Raw genomic sequence first — 17,589 nt, 5'->3', positions numbered from 1 at the left:
TCCCCCTCCTGCAAATCAATCCGCGAAGAGAATCACAGCTGCCACGCGCCCGATATAAAAAGATTCACAGTCTCGTAGGGTGGGCAAAGCGAAGCGTGCCCACCCTCCGCAGTCGGTGCAAGAAAGGTGGGCACGCTTCGCTTTGCCCACCCTACGCAGCCCGCGAACTACCTTCGCCCGAACAGCTTCTCGATATCCGACAATTTCAATTCCACATAGGTCGGGCGGCCGTGGTTGCACTGGCCGGAGTTCGGCGTGTCTTCCATCTCGCGCAAGAGCGCGTTCATCTCTTCCGGCTTGAGGCGGCGTCCGGCGCGCACCGAGCCGTGGCAGGCCATGGTGGCGGCGACATGCATCAGGCGTCGCTCGAGCGGCAGCGCCTCGTCCCATTCGGCCATGTGCTCGGCGAGATCGCGGAGCAGCCCGGCGGCATTGGCCTTGCCGAGCAGCGACGGCGTCTCGCGCACCGCGACCGCGCCGGGGCCGAAGGACTCGATCGCAAGCCCGTAACTGGCAAGCTCCTCGGCGCGATCGAGCAGCTTCTCGACGGTGGATTCATCGAGCTCGACGATTTCAGGAATCAGCAGGATCTGCCGTTGCACGCCGTTTTTGGCCAGCGACGCCTTCAGCCTTTCATAGACGATGCGTTCATGGGCGGCGTGCTGATCCACCACGACGAGCCCGTCGCGGGTCTGCGAGACGATGTAGGTCTCGTGGATCTGCGTGCGCGCCGCGCCAAGCGGGCGGTCGAGCAGGTCGGCCGCGGGCTGCGCCTCGAAGCGGACATCGGCCGTCGGTGCGCCGACGTCGAAGGCGGCCTGGCCAGGTTCGGCCAACGCGCTCGCGGCCACGCCCTCGAACGACGGCATCGGCCGCACCGGATAGGCCGGCGAGCGGCGCCAATCCCAATTGCTCGGCGGTGACGGCGCAAAGGAGGGACGGAAGGCGGAGAGCGCCGCGCCGTCAGTATTGGCCGCGGTGCGCCTTCCCTCGCGCGCGAGGCCTTCTTTGAGCGCATGCACGATCAGGGCGCGGACGAGGCCGGCATTGCGGAAGCGCACCTCGGTCTTGGCCGGATGCACATTGGAGTCGACCTCCTGCGGCGGCAGCGTGACGAACAGCGCCACCACCGGATGGCGGTCGCGCGGCAGGTAGTCGGCATAGGCCGCGCGCACAGCGCCCAGGATCAGCTTGTCGCGCACCGGGCGACCGTTGACGAACAGATATTGGCCGAGCGCATTCGCCCGCGTCAGCGAGGGCGCGGCGGCAAAGCCTTCGACCACGACGCCCTCGCGCTCGGAGCGGACCTCGATCGCGCAGCCGCGGAAGTCGGCGCCCAGGACATCGCCGAGCCGCGTCAGCCGGCCGGGAGCGCCCGGCAGTGCCGCGGCCCAGGTGACCGGCGCGCGCTCCTCGCCCGCGAGTGTGAAGGCGATGTCGGGCCGCGCCATCGCCAGCCGCCGCACCACCTCGCGGATCGCTTCCGCTTCGGTGCGGTCGGTTTTCAGGAATTTCAATCGCGCCGGCGTCGCATAGAAGAGATCGCCGACCTCGACGCGGGTGCCCTGGCCGAGCGCCGCGGGCATGATTTCCGACTTCGCGCCGGCTTCGACCGAGAGCGACCATGCATGCGGCTCGCTCGCATGTCGCGTCACGATGTTGAGCCTTGCCACCGCGCCGATCGAAGGCAGCGCCTCGCCGCGGAACCCCAGCGTCCGGATCCGCAGCAGGTCCTCGTCGTCGAGTTTCGAGGTGGCGTGGCGATCGACCGCAAGCGTGAGGTCGGCGCGTGTCATGCCGCCGCCGTCATCGGTGATGCCGATCCGCCGCCGCCCGCCGCCATCGGTGAAGATGTCGATCCGGCTGGCGCCGGCGTCGATCGCGTTCTCCACCAGTTCCTTGACCACGCTCGCGGGACGTTCGACCACCTCGCCGGCGGCGATGCGATTGACGACCTGTTCGGGAAGCTGGCGGACGGGCATGATGTGGGATCGATTCGGGTTACGGCCGCATTCTAGGCGGGCGCCGCAGCAAATGCATGCGCCCGGTCCGGAAATCCACGCCGCGCTGGGGACGGGACCTGCCTATCGTCTTGAAGAGACTGGCGTTCGCTGGACGCTGCCTGTGCAGCGCGGGATTGTCGGGTTGCGCAGCCGGGTATATCGTTTAGAAAAATTATAATCTGGCGGGAGGATTCCATGTGCCATTTGTTCGCCCATCAGCCGCAACGCGATTACGAATCGCAGACCAGATCGCTGCGACTTGGCGGCCATTGCACCTCGATCCGGCTGGAACTGGCATTCTGGGACACGCTTGAGGAGATCGCGGCGAAGGAGGGGATGAGCCTGGCGAAATTCCTCACCACGCTGCACAACGAGGTGCTCGACCATCACGGCGAGGTCAGTAATTTCGCCTCGCTGCTGCGCTGTTCCTGCCTGATCTATCGCTCCAAGAGCGCAGCCTCGCCCGAGTTGCGCGACAGGCCCGCCATTCTCGACGCGGCGGAGTAGGTTCCCTCGCAAACCTCGTAGCCTCGTAGCCCGGGTGGAGCGGAACGCGCCACCCGGGACGCCTGCATCAACATCTACCGACGGTCCCGGGTTACGCCGGCGCTCCACGCGGGCTACGGCGCTGCGGGTGCAGGTGCGCGTGTGGAGACAGCTGATCCCCACCCGGCTTGCGCGTTGCGCAAGCCGACCTCCCCTTTTCAAGGGGAGGTGAAGAAGGCGCCTTCTCCCTCCCCCTGAAAGGGGGAGGGTTGGGGTGGGGGTTGCCTCCGCGAGTCACGCTGTTCGAGTGCGGGGAGTCCCCGCGACATCAGCCTAAATCTCCTTCCGCTGCATCGCGCCGGCGATGTGGTCCGCCTGCCGGATCGCTAGCGACACGATCGTCAGGGTCGGATTGCAGGCTGCCCCGCTCGTGAACTGGCTGCCATCCGAGATGAACAGGTTCTTGATGTCGTGGGTCTGGCCGTATTTGTTCACCACGCCATCTTTCGCCTTCTCGCTCATCCGGTTGGTGCCGAGATTGTGCGTGCTCGGGTAGGGCGGCGTCGGATAGGTGACGGTGGCGCCGACCGCCTCGTAGACCGCGGCGCCCTGCTTGTAGGCATGGGCGCGCATCGCGAGATCGTTCGGATGATCATCGAAATGCACGCTCGCGACCGGCATGCCGAACTTGTCCTTCGCCTTGGGATCAAGCGTGACACGGTTGGTCTCCTGCGCCATGTCCTCGCCGACCAGCCACATGCCGGCCATCCGCGGATAGCCTTCCATCGCACTGGTGAACGGGCGTCCCCATGCGCCGGGACTGAGGAAGGCAGCCATGAATGGCAGGCCGAGCGACAGCGTCTCCATCTCGTAGCCGCCGACGAAGCCGCGTGAGGGATCGTTCTTGGCCTCGTCGCGGATGATGCCGGCCATCGTGGTGCCGCGATACATGTGCACCGATTTCTCGAAGGTCGCATACACGCTGCCAGTCATGTGCCGCATGTAGTTGCGGCCGACCTGGCCGGACGAGTTGGCGAGCCCATCCGGGAACATGTTCGATGCGCTGTTGAGCAGCAGCCGCGGGCTCTCGATCGAATTGCCGGCGACCGCGACCACGCGGGCCTTCTGGCGCTGCATCGCGCCGCTTTCGTCGGCATAGACCACGCCGGTCACCTTGCCGGATTGATCGTGCTCGATCTTGATCACCATGCTGCCCGGGCGCACTTCGAGATTGCCGGTGGCTTCGCCCTTCGGGATTTCGGTGTAGAGCGTCGACCATTTCGCGCCCGACTTGCAGCCCTGGAAGCAGAAGCCGATCTGCTGGCAGGAGCCGCGGCCGTCACGCGGTTCGCTGTTGATCGCCATGTTGCCGGTGTGCACGGTCTTGTAGCCGAGCTTCCTGGCGCCGGCCTCCAGCACCTTGAAATTGTTGTTGCCGGGCAGGCCCGGAATGCCGTTGGTCCGCGTCACGCCCATCTTGTTCTCGGCCTTGGCGTAATACGGCTCCATCTCGGCGAGCGTGATCGGCCAGTCCAGCAGATTGGCGCCGGGGATGCCGCCATAGGTGCTCTTGACCTTGAATTCGTGCTCGTCGAAACGGAGAGAGGCGCCGGCCCAGTGCGTGGTCGAGCCGCCCACCGCCTTCACGATCCACGCCGGCAGGTTCGGAAAGTCCTTGGCAACGCGCCAGCTTCCCGACGTCGTGCGCATGTCCGACCAGGCGAGCTGCGCAAAGCTGTCCCACTCGTCGTTGATGAAGTCCTGGTTCTCGATGCGCGGTCCGGCTTCGAGGATGACGACCTTCACGCCCTTCTGCGCCAGCTCATTGCCGAGCGTTCCACCGCCCGCGCCGGAGCCCACGATCACCACCACGCCACTGTCATTGAGATCGAATTTTGCCATTGTGTCCTCCCAGAGCGTTACTTTGTTTTGAGCATGATCTCCGCGCAAACGCTTCGCGTTTGTCGCAGGGAAAACCGGTACCCACTTTTCCGGATCATGCTCTAAGCTTTCGGGAGCCAGTCGATGTCGGCGAAGCCCCGCTTGAGGTAGCCGCCATGCTCGGCGGACGAGCCCTCATAGCCGAACTTCGGCCAGACCTCTTTCTGGTTGTAGAGGGAGACGACGAGATCGCCACGGATCTTCTGGAAGAATGCGCTTTGCTCGATCCCTTGCAACAGCACCACGCGGTCAGCTTCCCAGGGCACCTGGACGTAGGGGACCTTGTGGCGGTCGTTGGCCTCCTGGTCCAGTCTGACGACTCCCTCGTTGATCAGCGACTTGATCGCGGGATCCTTGGCCGCCTTGCCGTCCCACGGCTTGATCGCGATGATGTAATAGCTGTCACCCAGGAAGTCGTGCGGATAGATGTCGCGCGCCATCTTCACCAGTGTCTTCAAGGTCGCCGGCGTCAGCGTGGTGGCGTCATCGGCCCAGGCATCGCTGATGGTCAGTCCCGCGCTGGTGGCAATGGCGACGGTCGGTACCGCCGTCGCCGCGCCCTTCAGGAAGACGCGGCGATCATATTTGCTTCGACGATCGACTTCTCTCATGGCTTTCCTCCGTGGAATGTTTTGTCTTTGTTGATTGCTTGTTATTTCTTCGTCCCGGCTAGCGCTCTAGCCAAACCGGCCGCCGCGCTGGATCACCTCGATCTTGTAGCCATCGGGATCGGCGACGAAGAAGAAGCGCGCCAGCGTCTTGCCGTCATGCTTGAAATCGCGCAGCGGTCCCGGCGCGAGCTTCTCCCGCTCGAACCGCGCATGCTCGGCATCGACATCGTCGACGATCACAGCGAGATGGCCGTAGCCGTCGCCGAGCGTATAGGGCTCCTTGCGGTCGAAATTGACGGTCAGCTCGACCTCGAAGGGGGAGGACGGGTGGCGCAGGTAGATCAGCGCGAAATCGTCGAACGTGAGATGATCGGCGACCTTAAGGCCGAAGGCGCGCGCGTAGAAATCGAGCGACTTCGCCTCGTCGAGCACGCGGATCATCGAGTGAACGGGTTTTGCCATTCAGTTGAGCTCCTTCAGATAGGCGATGATAGCGGCGCGGGTCTCCGGTTTGGCCTGGCGATAGGCCATGATGGAGCCGGGGATCATCGCCTGCGGGTTGGTGAGCCAGGCGTCGAGCCTGGCGTCGTCCCAGACGAAATCGGCTTGCGCGAAGCCGGACGAATAGTGAAAGCCCTCGGCCTTGCCCGCGGGGCGGCCGACGATCTTGAACAGAGGCGGGCCTTGGCGGACCGGATCGGACAGGTTCGTGGTGTGGCAGGTCCCGCATTGCTGCTTGAACAGCGCAGCACCATCGGGCGGCTTGGCGGCAGGCAATGGCATCTGCGCAGCCGCGATCGTCGCGAGCAACGCACTGCAACATCCAAGCCCGATTGCTGCCGTTGCGCGTAGCCTTCTCATCCACATCACCGCCTGTACGCGGTAACTCTAGGTCGCGCACGAAAGGCGGTGGTAGTAGCGGGCTGTTTCACCGCAGAACAAAACGCGTCGATGACCTGCGGCTAGGAAAATCGTGCCGGTCAGATCGCTTCACGCCGCCGCATATGTGAAGCGCAATTTCGCGAAATTGCCCCGAAATCCCTGCACGATCTCCACACGACGCAGATTGCATGGCGCACGCGTCGTTTGCGAGACGTTCAATCCGCGTGAAGGGGAGACCGGCGCAGCAGGCGGCGTATGGAACCGCCGAACCTTCCCGCACGAACAAAATCCAGGAGCAATGGATGAAGCTAGCGAAAACCTCTGTGATTGCGCTTGCCCTCTCGGCCGCACTTGTCGGCCCTGTCCTTGCGCAAGGTGCTGCCACCGGCGGCACGATCCGCGGCGGCGCGCAGGAAAGGGGCGCGGCGCCGGGTGGGATGACGGGCAGCGGCGATGAGGAGATGAACGCGCAGACGGCCGCTCCGACCGGAAAGGCCGGCGCGAAGGCCGGCGCCAAGGGCACGGTGGGTGCAGGCGCCGGATCTGGAGCGCACAAAGGCACGGCAACGGAGCCGGCTGCTCCCGGCAGCAAGCGCTACTAGCGCGTGATGTGGTAGCCCGGGTGAAGCGCCAGCGTAACCCGGGGCCGCTCGCAAGGCGGACACAGGCGTCCCGGGTTACGCGTCCCGCTCAACCCGGGCTACAACCTTCATCTCTCCGCTTGCGGGGGGAGGCATAGGCCGCCTTCGGCGGCCGTTCTTAAGAACGCGGAAGCGAAGCTTCGGCTATGGCGAAGCGCCGGGTGGGGGCTCTCTCCACTCGGGGAGTCCCAGTGCGGAGACACCCTCACCCCAACCCTCTCCCGCAAGCGGGAGAGGGAGCGCAGCATCCGCGCGTTCTTGACATCAATCCTCAAACCCTCTTGCGCCGCGCCGTGCCTTGATGTCGCCGCGGCGTTTCTTGCCTTCCAGGCGCCGCTGCTTGGAGCCGAGCGTCGGCTTGGTCGGTCGGCGCGGGGTTGGCCGAACCATGGCTTCGCGGAGCAACTCGAGCAGGCGCTCGATCGCGTCGGCGCGATTGCGCTCCTGGGTGCGGAAGCGCTGGGCGTGGATCACGATCACACCGTCCTTGGTCATGCGCTGGCCGGCCAATCGGACCAGCCGCGCCCGGACATCCTCGGCGAGCGCGATCTTGTGCGTGTCGAGGCGTAGCTGCGCCGCAGTCGCGAGCTTGTTGACGTTCTGCCCGCCCGGACCCGAGGCGCGCACGAAACCGATCTCGATATCGTTCTCGTCAATGAAGAGGTCGCGGGCAACCCGCAGCATGGCATCACCGGTGGCGGAGTAGAATCGTCGGTCGTACCATAGCGGGTTTGTGAGACACGTGCGCCTGCGGAGCCGCCGCGGGTCTTCAGCCTCCGCAACCAGAGACCCTCATCCTGAGGAACGGCCGCTAGGCCGCGTCTCGAAAAATGGCCGCGGGCGAGATCGGGGCCTCATGGTTCGAGACGCCGCTGTGCGGCTCCTCACCATGAGGGGCAGCCAGCATAGCTCGCGGCCTAAAGCACCTAGTTCGGCGCGGATGGCTTGGCGGCTGACGGCGCGGCGGCAGGTGGGCTGGCGGCCGGCGGCGTTGCGGCTGATGGCGCGCTGGCCGGTTGGGCCGCGGCCTGCGGGGTGCGGCCGACGACGACCGTGAGCAGGCCCTGGCCCCAGAGCCGCTGCGACACCTTCCTGGCGTCGTCCAGCGTCACCGCGTCGACGATGGCGTTGCGCTTCTCGATGTAGTCGATCGGCAGCTTGTCGGTCTGATACTGCAGCATCGCCTGCGCGAGCTTCGAGGAGGTATCGAGCGCCAGCATCTGCGAACCCTTCAAATACGACTTGGCTTCGTCGAGCTCCTTCTGGGTCGGGCCCTCCTCGGCCATGCGGCGGACTTCCTTCTCGATCGCGTCCACCGTCTCGCCGGCGCGATCGGCGCGGGTGCCGGTATTGCCGATGAACAGCGAGGAGTGCTCCATCCAGACCAGCGCTCCATAGACGGAATAAGCCAGCCCACGCTTCTCGCGCACTTCGCGGTAAAGCCGCGAGGACAATCCGCCGCCGCCGAGGATGTGGTTGACGACGTAGCCCGGCATGAAGTCCGGTTCGTGGCGGCGGATGCCGGGGCCGCCGAAGGTCACGACCGTTTGCGGCACGTCGAGCGGAATGAGGGTGCGCTGCGGCGGCTTGGCGGCGACGATGTCGGCGACCGGCGTGAGCGTGGCCTTGGCCGGCAGCCCGCCAAAGGACTTGTCGAGCAATTTGCCGAGCGTGTCCGGATCGACATCGCCGACCACGGCGACCTTGAGCGTGTCCTTGGCGAGGACGCGGCGGACATAGTCCTTGAGCTCGGCGATCTCGATCGTCGGCACGCTCTCGAGCGTGCCCTGGGCTCCCCGGCCGTAGGGATGGTCGCCGAACGCGACTTCGAGGAACTTGCGGCCTGCAAGCGAACTCGGGTTGGTGGATTCTCTGCGCAGGTTGGACAGCACCTGCGCGCGGATGCGCTCGACATCGCTCGGCTCGAAGCGCGGCGAGGTCAGCGCGGTGCGCAAGAGGTCGAAGGCCTCGTCCTTGTTGTCCTTGAGCATGCGCAGCGAGCCGCGGAAATTGTCGCGCTGCGAGGAAAAGCTCAATTCGATGGCGCGGCGATCGAGCCGCTCGTGGAAGGTCTTGGAATCGAGATCGCCGGAACCTTCGTCGAGCAGGTCGCCGACCAGATTGCCGATGCCGGGCTTGGCGGCGGGATCCTGGCTGGCGCCGCCGCCGAAGGCATATTCCATCGCGATCAGCGGCACGGTCGAATCCTGCACGAACCAGGCCTCGATGCCGCCAGGCGATACAAGACGCTGGATTTTGGTTGCGGCCTGCGACGGGCGCGATGCGAGCATCGTCGTCAACGCGAGCGCGCTGCCGCCGACGAGGACCGAACGCCGAGTGAGAGAATAAGTCACGAGCGCTTCTCCTCGCGTTTGGGCGCAGTATCCTTGATCAAGTAACCGGTCACGGAACGCTTCTTGTCGAGCCAGTTTTGCGCGGCTTCGCGGACCTGTTCGGCGGTGACGGCGCGGATGCGCTCGGGCCAGCTCCTGATATCGTCGACGCTCAAACCCGTGGTGAGCGCGCCGCCATACCAGCGTGCCAGCGTCGCCTGGTTATCCTGCGCGTAGATCGATTCCGCGATCAACTGGGTCTTCACGCGCTCGAGGTCCTCGGCGCGCGGCGGGTTCTGCGCGATATCGGCAATGACCTTATCGATGGCGTCCTCGATCTGCGCGAACTCGACGCCAGGCTTCGGTGTTGCGGCGATGATGAACTGCGAGGGGTCGAGCGCGGTGCCCTGGTAATTGGCGCCGGTCGAGATCGCGAGCTGACGGTCGATCACCAGCGAGCGGTAGAGGTAGGAATTGGCGCCGCCGCCCATCAGTTGCGCGAGCACGTCGAGCGCGGGGCTTTCGCCCACCGCCGCCGTGGCGGCCGACGGGACGAGGTAATAGCGGCGCATGGTCGGCTGCTCGACGCGTGGATCGGCCAGCGTCACCGTGCGCGGCGAGACCGCCGTCGGTTCCTGCGGACGCAGCCGTTTTGCGGGGATCGAGGGTTGCGCAGGAATGTCGGCGAAATTCTTCTCCACCATCGGGCGGATCTCGCTCGCGTCGACGTCGCCGGCGATGATCAGGATCGCGTTGTTGGGCGCATAGAAGCGCTTGTAGAAGGCGAGCGCGTCCTCGCGGTCGAGCTTTTCGATTTCCTGGTGCCAGCCGATCACCGGACGGCCATAGGGATGGTTGAGATAGAGCGCCGCCATGATCTGCTCGGTGAGCCGCGCATCCGGATTGTTGGCGACGCGCATGTTGTATTCTTCCAGCACAACATCGCGCTCCGGCAGCACGTTCTCGTCCTGCAGGATCAGGCCGGTCATCCGGTCGGCCTCGAATTCCATCATCTTGCCGAGCTGCTCGCGCGGCACGCGCTGGAAATAGCCGGTGTAGTCGGTGGAGGTGAAGGCGTTCTCATTGCCGCCGACCCGCAGCACCGTCTGGGAGAATTCGCCGGCCGGATGCTTGGCGGTTCCCTTGAACATCAGGTGCTCGAGGAAATGCGCCAATCCCGATTTGCCGGGCGTCTCGTCGGCGGAACCGACCCTGTACCACATCATCTGCGTCACGACCGGAGTGCGGTGATCGGGGATCACCACCACCTGCAGGCCGTTGTTCAGCGTGAAGCTCGCAGGGCGTTCCGAGGTGACCGTGGTCTGGGCAATGGCGCTGGAGGCGGAAAGGGAGGCCGTCGAAAGCAATCCGGCAAGAAGCGAAACCACAAGGCGGTGCTGGGACATCAGGACCTATCTAAAAAACCCGGAGCAAGATTGCTCCGGGTATGACAGCATCATAGGCTGCGCTCAAATCTGTTATCGTCACGAAGGCGAGAGACGAGATTAATTAATCGCCATACTTGCCCTGCGACGGGTTGTATTCCTTGTTGAGTGATTCCTTCGGCCCGGTGCCATAGGCATAGTTCGGCGATGGCGTCTGGTAGCCGGGCGGCGGCTGGGTCAGGGATTCCCGGTTCGGCTCGCCCTTGAAGGGGGCGGTCTCCGTCTTGGCGCCGCCGAACAGCCCGCTGAAGCCGCCCTTATAGCCGAGCTGGTCCGGCGAGAGGATCGCGTTAGCGCCGGGGTTGCCGCCGGGCTGGTCGACCGACTCGCCGCCGGTGGACTTTTTGTCGCTCTTCTGAGCGAGCTCGCTCGGCGTCAGGATGCGGCTGGCTTCGCGCGGATCCTTGTTCGTGTTCTTCCGCGCCGCGATTGCCGCCTTGCGGCGCGCCTCGTCGGGATCCTTCGGCCAATTCGGCACCTTGGCCTCGGCGGAAGCCGCCGGCGCGGGCAGGTTGAGGTTGGGGGGCACGACCAGCGGCGAGCGCTCGCGGTAGTCGATGCCGCGGTTTTCCATGTTGGTGCCGCCGAGGCCCTTCATGATGCCTTCGATGACCTTCTCTTCGAAGGTCTTGTCATCCTCGTCGTCCCCGTCATCGCCGGCCCGCACGGGACCTGCGGCCATCACGAGGCCGATGCCGAGGGCGACCGCGGAGAGCCGCAATCCATGCATCAGCGCTTTCCAGGAAGTCGAGCTATCGGCTTGTGGAGCGTTGGCTTCAGTGTGGCGCATCGCGCTCTTCCCCACTCTTTAAATTCGCTAGGGTGATCACCGGCTTAGGCACGGTTCCGCCCTTGAAATCCTACCCGCTAGCAGAGCCGTATCGGCCGCGATCAGGGCGCTTTTGCGGCGGGGACCCCCAGGAAGGAATCATACAATAGTGCGGCTACCCCGACAACGATCGCCACGTCCGCGAGGTTAAAGACGTACCAATTGAGGGTTTTTTCCCCGATCTGGATGTGAAACAGGGCGAAATCGACCACCGCGCCATAGGCGAAGCGGTCGATGGCGTTGCCGATCGCGCCGCCGATGATCAGCCCGAGCGCAATTGTCGCAAGCAGGGTGCGCGAGTACGCCATCCAGATCGCCAGCGCCACCACGGCGATCGCCTTGACCGCCATCAGCACGAGCTGGGCCGCCGGGCTGTTGCTCTGGAACCAGCCGAAGCTGATCCCGACGTTCCAGGCCAGCACCAGGTCGAAGAACGGCGTCACCTTCACCACCCCGCGCCCGGGGAGGTCGAACACGAACAGCAGCCAGAGCTTCGATGCCTGGTCGAGGATCAGCGTGATGACCGCCGCGATGATGCCGGCGCGCACGGGAGGGGTCATGCGGTCGCCGGCTCCGCAGTCGTCCCGGCGAAAGCCGGGACCCATAACCCCAGGCAGGAGTTGTTTGAAAGCCTTTGGGTCATCGTCTTCAGTTCATCACGCACAGCGGTGGGTATGGGTCCCCGCTTTCGCGGGGACGACGATCTCTAGACGCTGACACCCAGCGCCTTCCACTCCCGCAACGCCTGTGCGTCGCGCGGGGAGACGTCGGGATATTCGGCATCCTCGCCGACGGTGGGCAGGATCTTCCACGAGCGCGCGCATTTGCGGCCGACCGCTTTCTCCACCACCACCGCAACGCCCGGCACCTCGTTGAGGCGGAATGCATGCTCCGGCGCGTCCTGGTTGGTCACCATCGCGTTCGATGTGATGCAGACTTCCGCAAGATCGACGTTGAACAGCGTGTCGAGCATCTCCTGGTCGGAGACGTAGACCAGCGGCGAGGCTTCCAGCGAGGAGCCGATGTTCTTGGCCGCACGCTCGATCTCGAGCGCGCCGGTGACGACGCGTCTGATGTCGCGCACGGTCTCCCATTTGGTGGCCAGTCGCTCGTCGCGGAATTTCTCCAGCCCCTCGGGAAACAGCGTCAGGTGCACGGAAGGTTCCGCCTCCGGCCGGTACATCCGCCACGCCTCGTCGGCGGTGAAACTCAGCACTGGCGCCAGCCATTTCAGGACCGCATCGCAGATCATGTCGATCACGGTCAGCGCTGCCTTGCGCGCGACCGAGGACGGCGGATCGCAATAGAGCGTGTCTTTGCGGATGTCGAAATAGAAAGCCGACAATTCCGTGTTCATGAACGTCGCAAGGCTCGCGACCACGGTCTTGTAGTCGAATTCGGCGTAGGCCTTGCGGATGATCGCGGCCTGGCCGGCCAGCTCATGCAGCATCAGCCGCTCGAGCTCGGGCATCTCGCCATAGGCGACCTTCTCGCTCGGCTTGAAGTGATGCAGCGTGCCGAGCATCCAGCGCACCGTGTTGCGGAGCTTGCGATAGGTCTCGATGGTGTTCTTCAGGATTTCCGGGCCGATGCGCTGGTCGTCGGAATAGTCGGTCGCGCAGACCCAGAGCCGCAGGATGTCGGCGCCGGAATCCTTGATCACCTTCTGCGGCTCGACGGTGTTGCCGAGCGATTTCGACATCTTGCGGCCGTTCTCGTCCAGCGTGAAGCCGTGGGTCAGCACCACGTCATACGGCGCACGGCCGCGGGTGCCGCAGCTCTCCAGCAGCGAGGAATGAAACCAGCCGCGATGCTGGTCGCTTCCTTCCAGATACATCACGGTGTCGTCGCCGCCCTCGATCTTGCGCTTGATGCCGGCAAGCCCCGGGAAGTGCACGGGGTCTTCCAGCACGAAGGCGTGCGTCGAGCCGGAGTCGAACCAGACGTCCAGGATGTCGTCGACCTTCTTCCAATCCTCATTGGCGAGCGAGCCGAGAAAGCGCTCGCGCGCGCCATTGGCGTACCAGGCGTCGGCGCCTTCCTGCTCGAATGCTTCTGCAATGCGCTGGTTGACCGCCTCGTCCCGCAGGATCTCGGCCGAGCCATCGCCTTTCTCGCGCACGAACACGGCGATCGGCACGCCCCAGGCGCGCTGGCGCGAGATCACCCAGTCGGGACGGTTTGCGATCATGCCGTTGATGCGGTTCTGGCCCGCCGGCGGCACCCATTGCGTCACCGAGATCGCCTGCAGCGCGCGGGCGCGCAGCGTATCCCCTGGCTTCGCCTTGCCGTCCGTTGCGATGTCCTTATCCATCGCGATGAACCATTGCGGCGTATTGCGGAAGATCACCGGCTTCTTCGAGCGCCAGGAATGCGGATATTGGTGTTTCAGCCGTCCGCGCGCCAGCAGCATGCCGCGCTCGATCAGGGCCTTGATCACGGCCTCGTTGGCGTCGCCCTTCTCGCCCTTGTCGTTGATTACGCGCTTGCCCTCGAAGCCCGGGGCCTGATGCGTGAAGGCGCCGTTCTCGTCGACGGTATAGGGGATCGTGGGGTTGATGCCGCGGCCTTCCAGTTCGCGCGCATTCGCGGTCCAGACGTCGAAGTCCTCGCGGCCATGGCCGGGCGCGGTGTGCACGAAGCCGGTGCCGGTGTCGTCGGTGACGTGATCGCCCGCGAGCAGCGGGACCGTGAATTCGTAGCCGCCGGCGAGGCCCTTGAGAGGATGCGCGGTTTCTACCGCGTCGAGCGTATCGCCCGGCAGCTCGCGCACCTTCTCGTAAGCGGTAACGCGCGCCTGCTTGAACACGCTTTCCGCAAGCGCATCCGCCAGGATCAGGAGATCACCCGCCTTCGCCCAGTTGTCGGCAGGCGCATCGGTGACCTCATAGAGGCCATAGGCGATCTTCGGCGAGAAGCTGATGGCGCGGTTGCCGGGCAAGGTCCATGGCGTCGTGGTCCAGATCACGATATTCGCTTTCGCGAGCACGCCATGCGCGGGCGAGGTGACCGGAAACTTCACCCACACCGTGTCTGAGGTGTAGTCCTCGTACTCGACTTCGGCTTCCGCCAGCGCGGTTTTCTCCACCACACTCCACATCACCGGCTTGGAGCCGCGATAGAGCGTGCCGTTGGCCGCGAACTTCATCAATTCGCGCGCGATCTGCGCCTCGGCGGGATAGGTCATGGTCTCATAGGGATGATCCCAGTCGCCGATCACACCTAGCCGCTTGAACTCCTCGCGCTGAACGTTGATCCAGTGCGTCGCATAGGCGCGGCACTCTTTCCGGAACGCCACCATCGCCGCGGAGTCGCGGAAATCCGGCTTCTGCTTGCCCTTGCGGCGGTAGTTCTCCTCCTCGATCTTCCACTCGATCGGCAGGCCGTGGCAGTCCCAGCCCGGCACGTAGTTGGAATCGAAGCCCAGCATCTGCTGGCTCTTGGTCACCACGTCCTTCAGGATCTTGTTCAGCGCGTGCCCGATATGGATGTTGCCGTTGGCATAGGGCGGGCCGTCATGCAGCACGAATTTGGCGCGTCCTTTGGCAGATTGGCGCAGCCTGTCGTAGAGATCGACCTCGTTCCAATATTTGAGGATTTCCGGCTCGCGCTGGGGCAGGCCGGCGCGCATCGGGAATTCGGTCTGCGGCAGGAACAGGGTCTTGGAATAGTCTTTGGCGTCGGACTTTTGCGGCTTTTCGGACATCGGACCAGGTTTGACTAGGATGGGCGCGTTTAGCGATCTATCGCGGGAGGAACATGAAAATCCCGGTCTCGCGCCGAGCCTTTAAGAGCTCAGGCGGAAGCCGGGCCGCTAATGCCGATGATGCGCCGTATCAACATGGCGCCTTCCATAGCAGCCGGAGGAGGAAATCGCAAAGGCCGGCGAGTGGACCATGCCGACATCATTGCGGATTTTTTTGAGGATACTAATGTATTGATTATTGGAGAGAATTCATGAGTACCGAGCCACCGGCCAAGGTTGCCGCCCTCGAAATCCAAATGCTCGTCGATCGGGTCTTCGGCGAAGCAAAAAAGGGTGAAGTTTGGTTGCAACGGCCCAATATGTATCTGTCAGGCCGAAAACCTGCTGACCTCCTAAACGATGAAGCGGGCGCGATGGTCGTCCGCGAAATGCTCGAGCGAATTGATCACGGAATCTTCGCGTGAGCCTGTGGCGTTCGTCTAGACTCGTGGATCAGCGCACCGACATTGCCGAACTTCAACTCATCACGGACGCGGCCGGGCCGGGTTTCCGGTGACAATCTGGCCTGCGGCGACGTCCCGCGTGACTACGCTGCCGGCGCCGATTACGGCGTCGTCGCCGATCGAGACGCCGGGCAGGATGATGGCACCGCCTCCGATCCAGACGTCGCGGCCGATCCGCACCGGTCGGCCGAATTCGAGGCCGGTGCGCCGGGTCTCGGCATCGCGCGGATGGTCGGCGGCATAGATCTGCACGGCGGGCCCGATCTGGGTGCGGTCGCCGATAACGACCTCGACGATGTCGAGAATGACGCAGTTGAAATTGAGGAAGACCTCCTCGCCCACGTGGATGTTGTAGCCATAGTCGCAGAAGAACGGCGGACGGATCACGGCGCCCTTGCCGACATGGCCGAAATGTTCCGACAGCAGCGCGTGCCGTTCAGATGCCGGCGCGGCCAGGGCGGCGTTGTAGCGCGCGAGCCAGGCCTTGTTGGCGGCCGCATCAGCCTGCAATTCCGGATCGCCCGGACGATACAATTCGCCCGCCAGCATCTTCTGTTTTTCGGTCTTGCTCAATCGATCGCTCCGAGTTTCGGGAACGCCTCAGGGGCGGCGGCGAGTTGCGCCCTGGCGCGGGCGCTGTCGTCGTCCATCTGCCGGATCAACGCTTCAATGTTGTCGAATTTCAGCTCATCGCGGATGAAGCCGATGAAGGCGACGTCGAGCACATTGCCGTAGAGATCGCCCTTGAAGTCGAACAGGAACACTTCAAGCAATGGCGCGCCATTGTCGAAAGTCGGGCGGCGGCCGAAGCTGGCGACGCCGTCGATGCGCTCCGAACCGCGGCCGACGCGCACCGCATAGATGCCGTGCTTCAGGCCGCAATTCTTGTCGAGGCGGATGTTGGCGGTGGGATAGCCGAGATCGCGGCCACGTTTCTCGCCATGGATCACCTCGCCGGTGACGAACCAGGGACCGCCCAGCATGGCGTTGGCGTCCGCGATCTGGCCTTCCGCGAGCGCCATGCGGATGGCGCTGGAGGAAACCGGCCGCTCCTCGATATCGACATGCGCCTGGACATCGATCTCGATGCCGAGCCGCGGCGCCTCGGCAACCAGGAGGCTCGGCGAGCCGACGCGGCCCTTGCCGAAATGGAAGTCGTAGCCGACCGCGATCCCGCTGATGCCGAGCCGTTCGATCAGGTCATGGTGGATGAAATCCTGCGCGCTGGTGCCGGCGCGGCCCTTGTCGAAGGTCATCACCACGGCGCCGGCAAGCCCGGTGCCTGCGAGCAGGCGCAGCTTGTTGGTCTCGTTGGTCAGGCGGAACTGCGGCGTGTTCGGGCTGAAAAAGCTGCGCGGATGCGGCTCGAAGGTCAGCGCCAGCGCAGGTTTCCCATGCGCCTCGCCCATTCGCAGGGCGGCCTCGATTACGGCGCGGTGGCCGAGATGGACGCCGTCAAAATTGCCCATCGCCACCACGGCCCCCCTCGGGATCGCGCTCTGCGGGGTATTGTCGCGAATAACGGTAAAACCGGTCGTCATTTTTTCTTGCGTTCTTCAGGAATTCTTAAGGTCGATTGATGCCGGCGGACGGTGGCTTGTTGGCCCCACAGAAGTCAAGCGGGCGAAATCGCGTCAAAACGGATGCAATCCGTCCCCGGCCGGTTAACGCGCTGTTTAACGCCTGATGCTACTGCTTGGGGTGAGGAATGCGGGCCGCGCAGGCCTGTCGGTTTTTCTTGCAAGCGTCAGTCGCGTGTTTTGGGGGAGAGAAGATGGCGGTTGATTTATCCATGTCGGTCCTGGTGGTTGATGACTACAGCACCATGATCCGCATCATCCGGAATCTTCTGAAACAGCTCGGTTTCGAGAACATCGACGACGCGTCCGATGGTTCCGCGGCGCTGAACAAGATGCGCGCCAAGAAATATGGTCTCGTGATCTCCGACTGGAATATGGAGCCGATGACCGGCTACGATCTGCTCAAGGAAGTCCGCGCCGATCCCAACCTCGCCACCACGCCCTTCATCATGATCACGGCGGAATCCAAGACCGAGAACGTGATCGCGGCCAAGAAGGCTGGCGTGAACAATTACATCGTCAAGCCGTTCAACGCGGCGACGCTGAAGACCAAGATCGAGGCGGTCTTCCCGGACATGGCAACGGCGTAAGTCCAAGCCTCCGCTTTATCAGTTTCGTCATGCCCGGGC

17 protein-coding genes are annotated in these 17,589 nt (G+C 64.2%); 4 read left to right on the top strand and 13 right to left on the bottom strand.

Annotation, left to right across the window (positions count from 1 at the left end; all coding sequences use genetic code 11):
- Positions 1–167: 167 nt before the first annotated feature.
- Positions 168–1,982: a DNA mismatch repair endonuclease MutL gene (gene mutL / locus YY7_RS0114745; protein WP_028163939.1), complete on the bottom strand. Its 1,815-nt coding sequence runs from the start codon at positions 1,980–1,982 to the stop codon at positions 168–170.
- Between the two features lie 216 nt (positions 1,983–2,198).
- On the opposite strand from mutL, the gene YY7_RS0114740 reads away from it, so the two are divergent.
- Positions 2,199–2,510: a ribbon-helix-helix domain-containing protein gene (locus YY7_RS0114740; RefSeq protein WP_028163938.1), complete on the top strand. Its 312-nt coding sequence runs from the start codon at positions 2,199–2,201 to the stop codon at positions 2,508–2,510.
- A gap of 312 nt (positions 2,511–2,822) precedes the next feature.
- On the opposite strand, the gene YY7_RS0114735 is transcribed toward YY7_RS0114740, so the two are convergent.
- The 4 genes from YY7_RS0114735 to YY7_RS0114720 all read right to left on the bottom strand — a co-directional run bounded on the left by YY7_RS0114735 (position 2,823) and on the right by YY7_RS0114720 (position 5,824).
- Entirely contained in the window at positions 2,823–4,391 is a 1,569-nt protein-coding gene (locus YY7_RS0114735; RefSeq protein WP_028163937.1) for a GMC family oxidoreductase, read from the bottom strand.
- A 101-nt stretch (positions 4,392–4,492) separates the two neighbouring features.
- Positions 4,493–5,041: a hypothetical protein gene (locus tag YY7_RS0114730; RefSeq protein WP_028163936.1), complete on the bottom strand. Its 549-nt coding sequence runs from the start codon at positions 5,039–5,041 to the stop codon at positions 4,493–4,495.
- Positions 5,042–5,107: 66 nt separating this feature from the next.
- The gene (locus YY7_RS0114725; protein ID WP_028163935.1) at positions 5,108–5,503 is read right to left on the bottom strand and encodes a VOC family protein; all 396 of its coding nucleotides are present in this window, start codon (positions 5,501–5,503) and stop codon (positions 5,108–5,110) included.
- Positions 5,504–5,824 (bottom strand): c-type cytochrome, encoded by a 321-nt coding sequence (locus YY7_RS0114720; protein WP_028163934.1) that lies wholly within the window; start codon positions 5,822–5,824, stop codon positions 5,504–5,506.
- A gap of 401 nt (positions 5,825–6,225) precedes the next feature.
- On the opposite strand from YY7_RS0114720, the gene YY7_RS0114715 reads away from it, so the two are divergent.
- Entirely contained in the window at positions 6,226–6,525 is a 300-nt protein-coding gene (locus tag YY7_RS0114715; RefSeq protein WP_028163933.1) for a hypothetical protein, read from the top strand.
- A 303-nt stretch (positions 6,526–6,828) separates the two neighbouring features.
- Here YY7_RS0114715 and arfB read toward each other — a convergent pair whose 3' ends face one another.
- The 6 genes from arfB to ileS all read right to left on the bottom strand — a co-directional run bounded on the left by arfB (position 6,829) and on the right by ileS (position 14,877).
- Entirely contained in the window at positions 6,829–7,248 is a 420-nt protein-coding gene (gene arfB, locus YY7_RS0114710; RefSeq protein WP_028163932.1) for an alternative ribosome rescue aminoacyl-tRNA hydrolase ArfB, read from the bottom strand.
- 242 nt (positions 7,249–7,490) lie between these two features.
- Positions 7,491–8,855: a M16 family metallopeptidase gene (locus YY7_RS51585; RefSeq protein ID WP_196237271.1), complete on the bottom strand. Its 1,365-nt coding sequence runs from the start codon at positions 8,853–8,855 to the stop codon at positions 7,491–7,493.
- A gap of 59 nt (positions 8,856–8,914) precedes the next feature.
- Positions 8,915–10,303: a M16 family metallopeptidase gene (locus tag YY7_RS0114700; RefSeq protein WP_028163931.1), complete on the bottom strand. Its 1,389-nt coding sequence runs from the start codon at positions 10,301–10,303 to the stop codon at positions 8,915–8,917.
- A gap of 103 nt (positions 10,304–10,406) precedes the next feature.
- The gene (locus tag YY7_RS0114695) at positions 10,407–11,132 is read right to left on the bottom strand and encodes a hypothetical protein (protein ID WP_028163930.1); all 726 of its coding nucleotides are present in this window, start codon (positions 11,130–11,132) and stop codon (positions 10,407–10,409) included.
- Positions 11,133–11,233: 101 nt separating this feature from the next.
- Positions 11,234–11,731, bottom strand: a complete 498-nt coding sequence (lspA, locus tag YY7_RS0114690; RefSeq protein WP_028163929.1) for a signal peptidase II — start codon at positions 11,729–11,731, stop codon at positions 11,234–11,236.
- Positions 11,732–11,877: 146 nt separating this feature from the next.
- On the bottom strand, positions 11,878–14,877 hold the full coding sequence (gene ileS / locus YY7_RS0114685) for an isoleucine--tRNA ligase (protein ID WP_028163928.1): 3,000 nt from the start codon (positions 14,875–14,877) through the stop codon (positions 11,878–11,880).
- A gap of 251 nt (positions 14,878–15,128) precedes the next feature.
- Between ileS and YY7_RS0114680 the strand changes: the two genes are divergently transcribed.
- A complete protein-coding gene (locus YY7_RS0114680) occupies positions 15,129–15,341 on the top strand; it encodes an MbcA/ParS/Xre antitoxin family protein (RefSeq protein ID WP_028163927.1) in 213 nt (70 codons plus the stop codon).
- 60 nt (positions 15,342–15,401) lie between these two features.
- Here the strand turns inward: YY7_RS0114680 and YY7_RS0114675 are convergent, their stop codons facing one another.
- A complete protein-coding gene (locus YY7_RS0114675) occupies positions 15,402–15,953 on the bottom strand; it encodes a sugar O-acetyltransferase (protein ID WP_028163926.1) in 552 nt (183 codons plus the stop codon).
- Positions 15,950–16,921, bottom strand: coding sequence for a bifunctional riboflavin kinase/FAD synthetase (locus YY7_RS0114670; protein ID WP_028163925.1), 972 nt, complete (start codon positions 16,919–16,921; stop codon positions 15,950–15,952). The genes YY7_RS0114675 and YY7_RS0114670 overlap by 4 nt, the downstream gene beginning before the upstream one ends.
- Positions 16,922–17,154: 233 nt before the next feature.
- On the opposite strand from YY7_RS0114670, the gene YY7_RS0114665 reads away from it, so the two are divergent.
- On the top strand, positions 17,155–17,550 hold the full coding sequence (locus tag YY7_RS0114665) for a response regulator (protein WP_028163924.1): 396 nt from the start codon (positions 17,155–17,157) through the stop codon (positions 17,548–17,550).
- The last annotated feature ends 39 nt before the right edge of the window (positions 17,551–17,589 follow it).

Origin of the sequence: Bradyrhizobium elkanii WSM2783, assembly GCF_000472865.1 — a bacterium.
Lineage (GTDB): Bacteria > Pseudomonadota > Alphaproteobacteria > Rhizobiales > Xanthobacteraceae > Bradyrhizobium > Bradyrhizobium elkanii_A.
The sequence above is the reverse complement of the archived record's forward strand: the minus strand, read 5'-3'. Positions and strand labels throughout refer to the sequence as shown.